Genomic DNA, 13,773 nt, shown 5'->3' on the forward strand with positions numbered 1-13,773 from the left:
CTGCTGAAGTGCATGCGGGCGGCCTGAGGCGTGGGGTTCAGCCACCCGGAATCAGGGGGCAGGCTCAGACTTAAAGCATCAGCGTTATGATATGCAATATGCTATATCAATCAGCAGAGGATCTATCTTGGGGGCTAATCGAAAAATCGGGAGAGGCTGGAACTGAAAAGCCTCTGTCAGGAGGGTCTGAAAAGCGATAAAAATCATTACGGTACTGGATATGCGATCATTCGTCCGCCATGCTCGCCCGTCTTTCTTTCTGCCTCTGTTGTCTCAAGCGAAGCGTCAAAATATGACAGTCTCTTCTCCGGTCCTAACGCACCATCATCAGCCCTGCATTGCCGCCATAGACGGTGGAGGGACCAAGACGCTTCTTGCTGTTGTGGGCAGGGACGGATCGCTGGGGCCTGTGCTTCGGGGGGCGGGGTCCAATCCGTTTGATCAGGCCGGATGGCAGGATGTGTTGCAGTCTTTGCTGGAGCAGCTTCCTTCCGTGACGACTGCGCTGTCTCTGGGGCTTGCGGGATATGAGGAGACGCGGGTTCTGGGGCGTGAACAGAGCGATGTCGTGGGGAGCGCCTTTGCGGGACCTTTCAACATCTATAGCGATGTTGAGATGGCCTGTACCGGGGCTTTCGCGGGGGAGGCGGGGGTTCTGGTTCTGTCGGGTACGGGATCGGTGGCATGGGCTACGAATGGTCGGGGCGGTCAGGTCAAGATTGGTGGATGGGGTGGCCTGTTCGGGGACGAGGGCAGTGGGTTCTGGATCGGGCGTCAGGCGCTGGCGCTGCTGACGGCGCTTCTGGATGGACGCAATCAGGCGGATCATGCGTTTTTTGCGCCGTTTGTGGCGGCGATGGGCCTTCCGACTGAAAAAGTGGCGTGTGGGACGGCGCTTCTGGAATGGTATGGGACGCTGCGTCATCCGAGGGCCAGTGTTGCGGCTCTGGCGCGGATTGTTTCGGATCTGGCTGAAGACGGGCTGGAACCGGCCCGGCGGCTGATGCGTGAGGCAGCGGATCATCTTTGTGCCCATATCGAGGCGGCCCAGCGCCATTTTCCCGAAACGTCGCTGCCGTGGAGTTATGCCGGAGGAACGTTCCAGAGCCGGTTTCTTCGGGAAAGCGTTGCTGTTCGGCATGGTGCGCCTGTGCCGCCGCGTCTTCCGCCGGTCGGAGGGGGGCTGCTCAATGCCGCGCGTCTGGCTGGGTGGGACGTGGATGATGCGTGGATTGAGCGCGTGTCTGTTGCACTTCGTGATGCGGGGCTGACCTCGTGACGGGGCCTGTCCAGTCCGGTAGGGGGCTGACCGGGGATTATGGACTGGCGCCTCTGGGTGTGGCGGCGGCGATTTTCTTCATCATGGGTTTTGTGACCTGGATGAACGGTCCGCTGATTTCGTTCGTGCGTGTGGCGTTTGATCTGAGCGATACGAGCGCCTTTCTCGTGCCGATGGTGTTCTATTTTTCGTATTTCCTGTTCTCCTTGCCCGCGTCTTTTGTGGCCCGGAGGCTTGGTCTGCGGCGGGGGCTGGCTGTTTCGCTCGTGTTATGTGCGGCGGGTGTGGCGCTGTTTGGGCAGTTTATTGCCATGCGTCTTTATGGGGGTGCCCTGACCGGGTTGCTGGTGATGGGGGCCGGGCTGTCTCTGATGCAGGTGGTGATTAACCCGTTGGTCAGTCTGCTGGGGCCGTCCGAGCGGGCGTCGCAGCGCATTGCCATCATGGGCGTGTGCAACAAATGCGCGGGAATTCTGGCGCCGATCGTTCTGGCGACTGTGGTGATGGGGGATATTGGAACGCTGTCCCAGCGGGCGCAGGAGACGACGGACCCTGTGGCGCGCAATGCGCTTCTGTCGGGGTTCGTGCAGGCGATTTATGCGCCTTACATGACGATGGCTGTTGTTCTGTTGCTGACGGCCATCGGCGTGGCGCTCTGCCCGCTGCCGGATTTGCAGGCGCCTGCGCTGCCGGGGCCTCTGGAGGGGAGCCGGCGTATTTTCCGGCCGCATCTGGTGTTCGGGATTATCGTGATGTTCCTGTATGTCGGCGTGGAAGTCATGGCCGGGGATGCTATCGGAACCTATGGGCAGGGTTTTGGTCTGCCGCTCAGCCAGACGCGTTTTTTCACGTCCCTGACGCTGGCCGGGATGCTGGGGGGATATATTCTCGGGTTTCTGGTCGTGCCGCGGATCGTGACGCAGGAGCGGCTCATGGAACTGGCCTGTTTTCTGGGCGCGGGGCTGACGATCGCGGCGTTTCTGACGCAGGGCTATGTTTCGGTTCTGTGCGTGGCGTTGCTGGGGGCAGCCAATGCCATGCTGATGCCCTCGATTTTCCCGATCGCTATTCGGGGTGCCGGGGCGTGGACGCCGCTCGCATCCGCTCTGTTGGTCATGGCGTATAGTGGCGGGGCGGTCATTCCGCAGATTTACGTCATTCTCAAGCCGTTCGTGGGCTTCCAGGGCATGTTTGCGCTGCTGGTTCTGCCGTCTTATCTGGCCTTGCTGCTCTATGCCCGGCGTTATGGTCGGACTGGGCTTTTACCACTGGATCAGGAGCCATGATGGCGCATCTTGAGGGCAGGATCGTCCTGCGCGATCGTATTGTTTCGGGGCGAGTGGATTTCGACAGCCATATCCGCGAGATCGTGCCTCAGTCCGGAGTGCCGGAGCGCTATATCCTGCCGGGCTTCATTGACGGTCATGTCCATGGCGGTGGTGGGGCCGATACGATGGACGGGGTTGCGGCCATCGAGACGCTCTCGCGTTTTCATCTGAGCCACGGAACCACGACGATCCTGCCGACGACGATCACCGCGCCCTGGGCGGACGTCATGGACGCGTTGCGGGCGGTGGCGGAAGTCTGTGATCGGGGCGTAGAGGGTGGGCCGCGCATTCATGGCGCGCATCTGGAAGGGCCGTTCGTCAGCCCGCACAAGCTGGGGGCCCAGCCGCCGTTCACTATCGAGCCGACCGCCGAGCGTGTGGCGGAAGCCGTTGCGACCGGGTGTGTGCGTGTTGTGACGATCGCGCCGGAGCTGGAACACGCGCCGACGGCCATGAAGGCCTTTGCGCAGGCGGGTGTCCGGGTCAGTCTGGGGCATACCACCACGGATTTTGAGGGGGCAGAGCGGGCGATCTGTCTGGTCTGTGCGGCCGGGGGAACCGTCGGAGGGACGCATCTGTTCAATGCCATGTCGGCGATTGAGGGGCGGCGTCCCGGGCCGGTGACGGCGCTGATGTGCAGTGATGTGGCGTATGGGGAAATGATCTTCGATACGCATCATGTTCATCCCGCCAGTTTCCGGCTGGCGGAGCGGATGATGGGGCCGCGGCTGCTGTTCGTAACGGATGCCATGCGGGGTACGGGCGAAGCCGATGGTCCGAGCCAGCTTGGCGGGCAGGATGTGATGATCCGTAACGGGGTGGTCCGGCTGCCGGATGGCACGCTTGCGGGGAGCATTCTGACGCTGGATCAGGCGTTGCGGAATGCTCTTGATGCCGGAATGTCGCTCCCGAAAGCGGCGCGTCTGGTCAGTACGAATGCCGCCGCCTATCTGGAGCTGCATGACCGGGGGGCGATTGCGCCGGATCTTCTGGCGGATTTCACGGTTCTGGATGACAGGTTCCAGGTCAGCGAAGTCTGGGTCAATGGAGAGCGCAGGGTATGAAAATCATCGTCACGGACACGCCCGGTCAGGCGTTTCAGCGCGCGGCGGACATGATCGCGGAGGAAATCCGCGGATCTGGAGCGCCCGTTCTGGGATTGGCGACGGGCCGCACGATGGAGAGCATTTACCAGCTTCTGGTGCAGCAACATGACGCGGGGACGCTGGATTTTTCCGGCACGACGTCGTTCAATCTGGACGAATATGTCGGTCTGCCGCCGACGGACCCGAATTCCTACAGCCATTACATGCAGGAGCATCTGTTTTCGCATGTGAACATGTCCGCAGGGCAGGGGCATGTTCCGAATGGTGTTGCTGTGGATCTGGAGGCTGAGTGCGTGCGCTATGAGGCCGCCATTCGCGCGGCCGGTGGGCTTGGGTTGCAGCTTCTGGGCATTGGCGAGACGGGGCATATCGGTTTCAACGAGCCACCTTCCGCGTTCGACAGCCGGACGCGGGTTGTCCATCTGGATGATGTGACGCGGCGGCAGAACAGCAGCATGTTTGGCGATGACCCGGAGCGTGTGCCGGAACGCGCCCTGACGATGGGGGTGGGGACGATCCTGGAAGCGCGCCGTCTGGTGCTGGTGGCTGTTGGTGAGGGCAAGGCGGCGATCGTTGACGAGGCGCTGAACGGTCCGATCAGCGAGGCTGTCAGTGCCACGGCCATCCGTCTTCATGACGATGCAACGGTGATTCTGGACGAAGCCGCGGCCCGGATCTGGCGGCGTTAGCGCGGACAGATCGTTTCCATGTTTGGGAGTGCTTCCCGGAAAGCATCGCTGATAATCTGACGCATCCAGAGGTTATCCGCTGTCCGTTGCCAGAGCAGCGACACAGAATACTGCCCCAGATCAATGGGTGCCGCGCAGACGGTCAGGCCAGAGACGGCAGCGAGGCTTTGCGCGGCATGGAGGGGCAGGGTGGCAATGGCACGCGTTCCGATCAGGAAAGGGGGGAGCGCAGAAAAATGCGTCAGCGCCGATTGTACCCGGCGCGCGTGGCCCAGAGTTTTCAACACATGGTCCACGATCCCCTCCCGTCCGGAAAAGGACACCAGAAGATGTGGCAGCGTGAGGTAATCTTCCAGTGTCAGGGGAAGTGTGAGGCCGCAGGCGGCTGGATCAAGCAGGCAGGCGTAACCGGATTGTCCGATCTCCTGATGCTGTAATCCGGAGCGTATATTGGGCTGTGCGACGACGGCAAAGTCGATGTCTCCTGCTTCGAAAAGAGCTTCGACGCGATGTTTGTTGGCCTGTCTGAATGTCACTGAAACCCGTGGGGCTTCGGCTGCCAGACGTTTTGCGATCAGGGGGCCAGCCGCGATCTGGAAGTCGTCGGACATTCCCAAAGAGAAATGCTGTCGGCTGGTTGCCGGATCAAATGCCGTGACGGTTGAGAACGCGGTCTGGATCAGTGTCGCTCCGTTTTGCAGCGGTTCCGCCATGGCAATTGCCCGAGGGGTTGGTTGCATGCCGTCACGTGTGCGGACGAACAGAGGGTCATCCGCCGCTTCCCGCAGGCGGGCCAGAGAAGCACTGACGGCGGATTGGCTCAGCGCCAGTCGCCGTGCCGCTCTGGAGACGCTGCGTTCTTCCCAGAGTGCCAGAAACGTGGTGGCCAGATTGAAATCGAGGCGTGAAATATCGACCATGGTGATTTTGATTATCAAAACAATCAATTTGCCCGATAATGGGAGAAAGTCCACTCTTCCTCTCACTGTAATCCGCTACATGCATGAGAGATCCGGACATGAGCCAGCGTCGCGTCGCCGTTATTCAGGCGGGAACCAGTCTTTTCGATACGCCCCGGACACTGGATCGGATGGAAGCCCATTGTGATGCGGCTGCCGCACAGGGTGTTGAGCTTGCAGTTTTTCCGGAAGCGTATGTTGGTGGATATCCAAAAGGGCTGAGTTTCGGCGCAATTCTAGGAAGTCGTTTTCCGGAAGGGCGTGAGGATTATCTGCGTTACTGGAAATCTGCCATTGACGTGCCAGGCGCAGAAACGGCGCGGATCGGCTCGTTTGCGGCGAAAATGAAGGCCCATCTCGTTGTTGGTGTCATCGAACGTGATGGGGCGACGTTGTATTGTACGGCGCTCTTTTTCGGACCTGACGGGGCGCTTTTGGGCAAACATCGCAAGCTGATGCCGACGGGAACCGAGAGGCTGGTCTGGGGGCAGGGCGACGGCTCGACCATTCCGGTTTTTGAGACGGATATTGGACGTATCGGGGCTGCGATCTGCTGGGAAAACTATATGCCGGACCTGCGTCAGAGCATGTATGCCCGGGGCATCAATCTCTGGTGTGCACCCACGGTGGATGAGCGCGATATCTGGCAGGCTTCCATGCGGCATATTGCCTATGAGGGACGGACGTTTGTTCTCAGTGCCTGTCAGTACATGACGCGTGCGGATGCGCCGGAGGAGTATGCCTGCCATCAGGGCAATAATCCGGACACCGTGCTTATTCGGGGGGGCAGTGTGATCGTCAGCCCGCTTGGAGACATCATTGCCGGACCAATTTATGACCGTGAAGCGATCCTTACGGCGGATATCGATCTGGATGATGTGATCCGGGGGAAATACGATCTGGACGTGGCAGGCCATTATGCCCGTCCCGATATTTTCAGTCTGCGGGTTCATGACGCACCACGGCGTCCGGTGTCATTCTCTGAAGCTGTGGAGGCTCTGCCCGATTGTAAAGAAGAAGCAACGGTCAAGCCCTGTTCTTAAGGGGAGGGGCTGACGTGGGCATGGGGACGAATCAGTAAAATTAAACATTCCCAATGCTGGCAACTTGGCATTGTCGGGAGGTGAGAAGAAATGTAGCCAATGCGAGTCATTCGCATCTGGAATTAAAGCATCATGCCTGCCTCTCTGCATTTTTCTCGTCTCCGCTCGTGTTCGTTTCTGTTGGGATGTCTTGCAGGAACAGTTTTGCAGTCCCGTGCTTATGGCGCGTCGACAGATTTGTCTTCGTCCGGTCAGAACACTGCTGCACACGGGCTGAACTATCAGGGCAGCAAGGTCTCGGGCGGGCAGGAGCGTTTGACGGTCTGGGGGAAGAATCATCCGCAATTGACCGGGACTTCTCCCAATAAAAAACTGACGGCGTCTTTGCTGGATACGCCCAGATCCATTTCCGTGGTGACGCAGGAGCAGATGAAACTGGTCAATGCGACGTCGTTTGAAGATGCCATGCGCACTGTCCCGGGGGTCAGTTTTCGGGGCGGGGACGCTTATGCCGTGCCGGGCGGGAATTATCCTGTCATTCGTGGATTTGGGTCTTACAGCAATATGTTCATCGATGGCCTGCGCGATAGTGGCGTTAGCCAGCGCGAGGTTTTTGATGTTGACGAGATGGAGGTCTTGAAAGGGCCGGGGTCTGTGTATGGGGGGCGTGGTGGTTTGGGTGGGCAGATTAATATCACGACGAAAAAAGCCCAGCTTGGCAGCCTGACATCCGGGCAGATCGGTTTTGGTACGGCGTCCTACAAGCGTGGAACCGTTGATATTAATCGCCAGATTGGCTCTTCCACGGCGTTTCGTTTGAATGCGATGGGGGATGATGGAGATACGGCAGGGCGGGCGCCAGCGGGTGGGCACAAATGGGGTGTTGCGCCTTCCCTGTCATTCGGGCTTGGCACACCGACCCGGCTGACGTTGGGGTATTACCATCTCTATTCATTCGACATGCCGGATTATTCAGCGCCTTATAGTAAAACGACGCATGAGCCGCTGAATATTCCCCGGCATACGGTGTTGGGATTGCAGGATCGCGATTTTGAACGGAGCACCACGGATCTGGGGCAGATCATACTTGAGCGTGATCTGTGGCATGATTTCGTCTTTCGCAATACGTTGCAGTGGACCAGTACGCAATATGATTACATTGCGACCAACCCCCAGTGGCAGAGCGCGTCTCCGGCAAACCAGACCATTTTGCTGGAGGCGAAATCAGGACTTTTCCATACGGACAATTTTCAGGAACAAGCCATGGTGTCGGGGAAATTCGATACCGGATTTATTCATCATGCGATCAATACGGGAATTGAAGTCTCGCGTGAGCGTCTGACCCGTAATGAATATTACATCAAGGATTCTGCTGGAAATAACCTCCGGAATGGCGGTCCATGCACCGTCGCTTATAACTGTATTCTTGCACCGAATGCAGGGCGCTGGAGTTCATCAAATCCCTGGACAGGCTCTTATTCTGTTGGCGAGCCGGGGATCGCGCCTTTGAATACCAATGTCGATACCGGGTCTGCCTATGCGTTTGATACGATGAGCATGTGGCACGATCATCTGTTGATTAACGGAGGCGTGCGGTTTGATCGTTTCATGACGTCTGCCGTGCAGGGGAATGTGGGTCTGAGTAATAATCAGAGCTTCATCAATTATCAGGCCGGTGCGGTTTATAAACCGATCAAGCCGGTCAGTCTGTATTTCTCCTATGCGACGGCGTCCAACCCTGTGGGTGTGGATGCCGGTGCGGATGGGCAGATTGCTTTGTCGACGGCGAATACCAAGCTGGCGCCGCAGAATGGCAAAAACATCGAAGTTGGAGCGAAAGCGGATCTGTTCAACGGTCGTTTTTCGATCACCGGATCTCTGTTTGACGGCAAGATGACGAATGCGCAGGTTTCTGATGGATATGGCAATCAGATCAATGCGGGAACCCAGCGGGTTCGAGGTGCTGAGATCAACGTTGCGGGGAACATAATGCCACGTTGGGAAATGTTCGGCGGCTGGACGTATCTTGACAGTACGGTTCTCAATGGTGGGCCAACGCATGCGAATGTGGGGAAGCGGTTTCCGTATACGCCGGGAAATTCCGTGGCGTTGTGGAGCACATACCGCGTGTTGCCGCATCTCAAGGCGGGCGGTGGTATTACATATATGAGCAAGCGCTATACCAACGTTAATAATCTGACTTGGGTGCCGGAATATGTGCGCCTTGATATGGTTGCGGATTATCAGATTACACGGACTCTGGATCTTCAGGCCAATTTACAGAACCTGACAAACAAGCGTTATTATGATCGGATCTATACCAATTACTCGCGCATTGCTGCGGGGCGTGCGGTGACGTTCCAGTTGAGCTTCAAGATGTAGGGAAAACGATCTCGCAGCGGAGGCCGGGATGATTATCCGCAAGCCGGATCGAACCTCCGTGCAGGTTCACGATGGCCCGGACCATGCTGAGGCCTAATCCGGTGCCGGGGACGGTTCGGCTGGTGTCGAGCCGGACCATCTTTTCGAAAACGCGCTCATGTTCTTCGACGGGAATGCCGGGGCCATTATCTGAAACGGTTATGATGATCCTGTTGTTCTGCATGTGAGCTGACAGAATGATAACCGTTCCGGATGGTGAATGGTTGATGGCATTTTCGATGAGGTTGGAGAGTGTCTGCGTTAAAAGAATGCGGTTGCCCTCAAGTGTCAGGTTTTGGGCGGGGCTGAGAATTGTCAGTATCTGCTCTTGTTCCTGTGCGACGGGCTGATAGAGGCCAGCGAGCGTGTTGAAAAGATCTGCAACGACCAGTGTCTGGCGATCGGGAATACGGTCTCCGGCTTCAAGCTGTGCAAGTCTTAAAAGAGACGAAAAAATTTCCAGTGCGTCCTGAAGATTGTTTTGCGCCTGTGTGAGCGCAGTGTTCTGGGTGTCATGGGTCGTGGCGGTCTGGGCCTTGTCGAGATTCTGGCCCAGTCGTGCCAGAGGGCGTCGCATATCATGTGCGATGTCGTCACTGATCTGACGGACACTGGCGATCAGTGTTTCATTTCTGTCGAGCATGGCGTTGAGGCTGTGGGCGAGATGATCGAATTCGTCGCCTGTTCCATTCAGGGCAAGTCTTTGGGAAATATCGCCTCGCATGATTTTGCGTGCCGTCTGGCTGATGACTTCGATCCTGCCGAGCACAAGGCGGCTGAGGAGAAATCCGCCGCCCAGTCCGATCAGAAGGAACATGAGTGCGCTCCAGGCCAGTGTCAGCCAGAGATCGTGCCGGAGCGACTGGAGAGGGGTTGCGTCAATTCCAACAAAGAAATAACCGCCGTCATTCAGTGCGGTTCCGTAACCGATGACAGGATGATGGTCAGGCGGGTGCGTCCGATGCGTCCATGACAGCCATCTCCAGCCCGCGATGGGGCGCAGATGAAACATATTTCCGACGACAACCTGTTCCTGCGCATTCTGTAGCAGATAGTAAAATCCTGGTTCGTTCAGGACCAGTTCTTTGACCGTGGATTGAAGATGTGTGACGTCTTGGCCCTGTGCTTCGGACAGGGCTTCGTCGCGTTCATTTGCGACAATGCGCTTTGTCTGCTGTGAGAGCAGGCGTTGGCTGTGATAGCCGGAGAACGCGGTTACGGTTATGCCTGTGAAGAGAAAGCACCCCGCGAACATGGCGATGATCCGAAAGGATGAGCTGCGTAAAACCGGCAGGCGGAGCGGGGCGCTGTGAAGAGAGGCTGGCATGCTAGATGCGCTTCAACATATAGCCCTGTCCCTTGAGTGTCTGGAGGAGGGGCGGGGCGTCTCTGCCCAGACGTTCCCGCAGCCGACTGACGTGGGTGTCCACCAGATTGGTATGGACTGGAAAGTCGATGTCCCACACGGCTTGCAGTATCATTTCGCGTGACAGTGTCATGTGTGGGTGTCGCATGAAATATTCCAGAAGTTTGAGTTCCTGCGCCTGAATGTAGAGTTTTTCTCCACCCCGGCGGACTTCACGCGTCAGGAGGTCAATTTCAAGATCGGCAAAAACCAGGCGGGTCTGATCATAGGATTGCTGTGTTCTGCGCAGCAGGTTTTCGAGACGTGCGGAGAGTTCCTGAACGGAAAAAGGCTTCACGAGGTAGTCGTCGGCGCCGTTTCGCAGTCCGGTGACACGGTCATGAATTCCGTCCATTGTTGTCAGGAACAGGACGGGCGTCTGAATACCGATGGCGCGCAGGTCTTTGAGGATGGAAAGCCCGTCGAGGCGTGGCAGGCGTCGGTCGAGGATAATGCAATCCCAGTGGCCTGATATGGCGGTGTCTTTACCCTGTTGTCCATCCGCAACGATGCTGATTGTGGTGTGTGGTCCTGACAGGGCTTTTTCAATGTAATCGGCTGTATCCAGATCATCTTCGATCAGAAGGATAGTATTCTGGGGATGTGACGGAGGCGCGTTCATCATGTCCTGCCGAGTGATGGTGCAAAGTTGTATTTTCAGCCGATCGAGCGCTCCAGATATAATAGGAGGGTGTGCATGGAATGTCAGCCCTGCCTTATGGCAAAGCTGACATCGGGAAAGCGGGCCATAGCGGTGAGGTCAGGGCTTTGAAGAGTTTTCCTTTTGCCTCTCAAGGCGATCCTGCGTTTTTGTCTCGAAATCGGAAGCGTCGTGACGTTCATGAAGCTGGCTGGAGAGGGCTCCGGATGTCCGGTTGACCATCCGTCCACGTTGCACGGTTGGGCGTTCCAGAAGCCGGTCTGCCCATGCCTTGAGGTGGGGATAATCCTGTACGCTCAGGAACGTTGCCGCATCATTGTAGAGCCAGCCTTCCACCAGGCCACCATACCACGGGAAAATGGCCATATCGGCGATTGTATAGTCTGGCCCTGCTATGAAAGGACTTTCCGCCAGGCGCCGATCAAGCACGTCCAGTTGCCGTTTGGCCTCCATGGCAAAACGATTGATCGCGTACTCGATTTTCTCCGGGGCATAGGCATAGAAATGCCCAAATCCGCCGCCGATATAGGGCGCGCTTCCAACCTGCCAGAAAAGCCAGTTCAGGCACGTTGTTCGATGCGCGATATCTTTGGGAAGAAAGGCACCGAATTTCTCGGCCAGATACAGCAGGATCGACCCGGATTCAAAAACGGCCAGAGGCTGATCGCCGCTATGATCGACAAGAGCCGGAATCTTGGAATTGGGATTGATGTCCGTAAAGCCGGAGCCGAACTGGTCGCCTTCGCCGATACGGATAAGCCATGCGTCATATTCGGCCTGCGTGTGACCCGCAGCAAGCAGTTCTTCGAGCAGGATCGTGACCTTCACGCCGTTGGGCGTGCCCAGGGAATAGAGCTGGAGGGGGTGTCGTCCGACAGGGAGCGCTTGTTCGTGTGTCGCGCCTGCTGTCGGGCGGTTTGTGCTGGCGAATTTGCCGCCGCTTGGTGCCGTCCAGGTCCAGACTTTGGGCGGCGTATAATCGGAAGGTTCGCTCATGACACTGTTCCTTTTGACGCTGGGGAAAAACTGGTCGGGTACATGGCCTGACGCGCCTCTTCGTCCATTGTGGTTTTGAAGGCGTGTCCGCTCATAATGGCTTGCGCGTGTTGAACGGCCGGGCGAGCATTGATCATGTCCATGAAACGGACAAGATTGGGCCAGCGTTCAAGAGGACGGTCTTCAGCGTTCATGACTCTTACGGCCCGGTCCAGCCAGCCCCATGCGGACATATCGACGATGGTATAACGATCGCGGACGATGAAAGATCGCCCTTCCAGATAATCGTTCAGAACCTGATAATGCCGTTCTGCTTCCCTGCGATATCGATTGACCGCGTAGTCCAGCCCTTTGGGTGCGGCATGCTGGAAATGCACAGCCTGTCCTGAGAAAGGACCGAGACCTGTTGCAATAAACATCAGCCAGGACAGAAGCTGGGGGCGGTCCTGCGCTTCTCCGACGAATTGTCCCGTTTTTTCGGCGAGATAAAGAAGAATGGCTGTGGAATCGAACACGATCGCAGGCCTGCCTTCTGGACCATCCGTATCCACGAGGGCCGGCACCTTGCCATTGGGATTGAGGGCCCGAAATGCGGCATCATGCTGGGCGCCGCGATAAGTATCGACGGGTCTGGCTTTGAAGGGCAGGCCGGTTTCAGCCAGAAACAGCGCAATCTTGAGCGGGTTCGGGCCCGGACCATAGTAAAAATCAATCATGTGCCACTTCCCTTGGGCCAATACAGGAAAAATGTTCGTCCGATGGCGACCGGAATGACCCCGAACGAGAAGGTTATACCCGGACGCCAGAAGACTAAGGGTCAGTTTGCCGGAGACTGGGCTGCTTTCCGAAGGGCAGGGAGCATGTCTTCCGGTTCCGGGCGGCGGGTATAGTCCGGATTGACCTCGGCATAGAGGATCACACCGTCCTGTCCGATAACGAAACGGCCGGGCATCGGCAGGGTCCAGCTGTCGTCACCGTTGAAGGACGGAAGATCGTTTTTCAGGTTGGTGTAGAGGTCGACGAGGTAGTCCGGCAGCGCGAACCGCAGGCCGAATGCGGCTGCAACGTCGTTGTGCGTATCTGACAGGATCGGGAAGTCGAGATGGTTCTGACGGACTGATTTGCGGCTGTTCACGGCTGTTTGTGGGGAAATGGCAATCAGGTTCGCCCCCAGTTCGCGGAAAGACGGAAGCGCCGTTTCAAGGGCCTGAAGTTCCATGTTGCAGTACGGGCACCACACGCCGCGATAGAAGCTGATGACCAGCGGGCCTGTTGCCAGCAGATCGGCAGAGGACACCGGATTGCCATCCGGATCGTTCAGCGTGAAAGACGGTGCCTTGTCGCCAGCTTTGAGAGCTTTTTCGGCTGCACCTGAAGCGACCAGTTCAGCGGTCGCACGATGCATGACTTCGATGACTGACGTGGGAACATTGTAAGGCGGCTTGCCTGCTTCGAAGTCCGCTTTGAAGGCATCGAGTTTTGCTTGAAGAGACATTGTTCTTTCCTTTGGAATGAGGCGACGCCTGACGTTAGGGCGACTGCGTTTTTCAGGGATGATGGCATGGAGGACTATTGGTCATTCCGTGCCGGAATAATCGTCAGCTGGAGATTCCGGCGCTTGGGCAATCGGTGGGTCCGTAAAGCCTCGGTGCTGCGTCGGTAAGTTTTCCACGATCTGAAGATGACGGGCCGGAAATGACATGCCCGATCAGGATCGAGACGACGTTCAGCAGGCTGCCTGACAGGTGAAAAGCCAGAAGACTGTCTGTGACGATGGGGCCGGACATGGTGCGTATGAGTGAACCGAACATCTCTGAGATCCTGCAAAACCCGGTTTGTCCGGGGTTATGCACAAGAGATGCCTATTCCATACTCGACATGTCAGA

Annotated in this window: 13 protein-coding genes; 6 read left to right on the plus strand and 7 right to left on the minus strand. The window is 57.4% G+C overall.

Features of this window, described 5'->3' with window-relative positions; genetic code table 11:
* The first annotated feature begins 292 nt into the window (after positions 1–292).
* The 4 genes from JK208_RS00230 to nagB are packed head-to-tail and all read left to right on the plus strand — an operon-like array spanning position 293 to position 4,402.
* Positions 293–1,279, plus strand: a complete 987-nt coding sequence (locus JK208_RS00230; RefSeq protein ID WP_211573916.1) for an N-acetylglucosamine kinase — start codon at positions 293–295, stop codon at positions 1,277–1,279.
* Positions 1,276–2,565 carry a glucose/galactose MFS transporter gene (gene gluP, locus JK208_RS00235; protein WP_349291946.1) on the plus strand — a complete coding sequence of 430 codons (1,290 nt, stop codon included), beginning with the start codon at positions 1,276–1,278 and terminating at the stop codon, positions 2,563–2,565. The genes JK208_RS00230 and gluP overlap by 4 nt, the downstream gene beginning before the upstream one ends.
* Positions 2,562–3,671, plus strand: coding sequence for an N-acetylglucosamine-6-phosphate deacetylase (gene nagA / locus JK208_RS00240; RefSeq protein WP_211573917.1), 1,110 nt, complete (start codon positions 2,562–2,564; stop codon positions 3,669–3,671). Before gluP ends, nagA begins: the two co-directional genes overlap by 4 nt.
* A complete protein-coding gene (gene nagB, locus JK208_RS00245) occupies positions 3,668–4,402 on the plus strand; it encodes a glucosamine-6-phosphate deaminase (RefSeq protein WP_211573918.1) in 735 nt (244 codons plus the stop codon). The genes nagA and nagB overlap by 4 nt, the downstream gene beginning before the upstream one ends.
* On the opposite strand, the gene JK208_RS00250 is transcribed toward nagB, so the two are convergent.
* A complete protein-coding gene (locus JK208_RS00250) occupies positions 4,399–5,322 on the minus strand; it encodes a LysR family transcriptional regulator (RefSeq protein ID WP_211573919.1) in 924 nt (307 codons plus the stop codon). The genes nagB and JK208_RS00250 overlap by 4 nt on opposite strands.
* Positions 5,323–5,420: 98 nt before the next feature.
* Between JK208_RS00250 and JK208_RS00255 the strand changes: the two genes are divergently transcribed.
* Together JK208_RS00255 and JK208_RS00260 are read left to right on the plus strand one after the other, a co-directional pair.
* Positions 5,421–6,404, plus strand: coding sequence for a nitrilase-related carbon-nitrogen hydrolase (locus JK208_RS00255; protein WP_283091990.1), 984 nt, complete (start codon positions 5,421–5,423; stop codon positions 6,402–6,404).
* 204 nt (positions 6,405–6,608) lie between these two features.
* The gene (locus JK208_RS00260) at positions 6,609–8,786 is read left to right on the plus strand and encodes a TonB-dependent siderophore receptor (protein WP_211573921.1); all 2,178 of its coding nucleotides are present in this window, start codon (positions 6,609–6,611) and stop codon (positions 8,784–8,786) included.
* On the opposite strand, the gene JK208_RS00265 is transcribed toward JK208_RS00260, so the two are convergent.
* From JK208_RS00265 to JK208_RS00290, 6 genes are all read right to left on the minus strand, one after another.
* Positions 8,776–10,152, minus strand: coding sequence for a HAMP domain-containing sensor histidine kinase (locus tag JK208_RS00265; RefSeq protein ID WP_211573922.1), 1,377 nt, complete (start codon positions 10,150–10,152; stop codon positions 8,776–8,778). The genes JK208_RS00260 and JK208_RS00265 overlap by 11 nt on opposite strands.
* 1 nt (position 10,153) lies before the next feature.
* On the minus strand, positions 10,154–10,855 hold the full coding sequence (locus JK208_RS00270; protein ID WP_194261771.1) for a response regulator transcription factor: 702 nt from the start codon (positions 10,853–10,855) through the stop codon (positions 10,154–10,156).
* 135 nt (positions 10,856–10,990) lie between these two features.
* Positions 10,991–11,887 (minus strand): glutathione-dependent disulfide-bond oxidoreductase, encoded by an 897-nt coding sequence (gene yghU, locus JK208_RS00275; RefSeq protein WP_211573923.1) that lies wholly within the window; start codon positions 11,885–11,887, stop codon positions 10,991–10,993.
* Positions 11,884–12,603 (minus strand): glutathione S-transferase family protein, encoded by a 720-nt coding sequence (locus JK208_RS00280; RefSeq protein ID WP_211573924.1) that lies wholly within the window; start codon positions 12,601–12,603, stop codon positions 11,884–11,886. The genes yghU and JK208_RS00280 overlap by 4 nt, the downstream gene beginning before the upstream one ends.
* Before the next feature lie 101 nt (positions 12,604–12,704).
* The gene (locus JK208_RS00285) at positions 12,705–13,382 is read right to left on the minus strand and encodes a peroxiredoxin-like family protein (RefSeq protein WP_211573925.1); all 678 of its coding nucleotides are present in this window, start codon (positions 13,380–13,382) and stop codon (positions 12,705–12,707) included.
* A gap of 103 nt (positions 13,383–13,485) precedes the next feature.
* Entirely contained in the window at positions 13,486–13,698 is a 213-nt protein-coding gene (locus JK208_RS00290) for a hypothetical protein (RefSeq protein WP_194267669.1), read from the minus strand.
* Between the last annotated feature and the right edge of the window lie 75 nt (positions 13,699–13,773).

Origin of the sequence: Gluconobacter sp. Dm-74 (genome assembly GCF_018256135.1) — a bacterium.
In the GTDB taxonomy this organism is placed as follows: Bacteria; Pseudomonadota; Alphaproteobacteria; order Acetobacterales; family Acetobacteraceae; genus Gluconobacter; species Gluconobacter cadivus.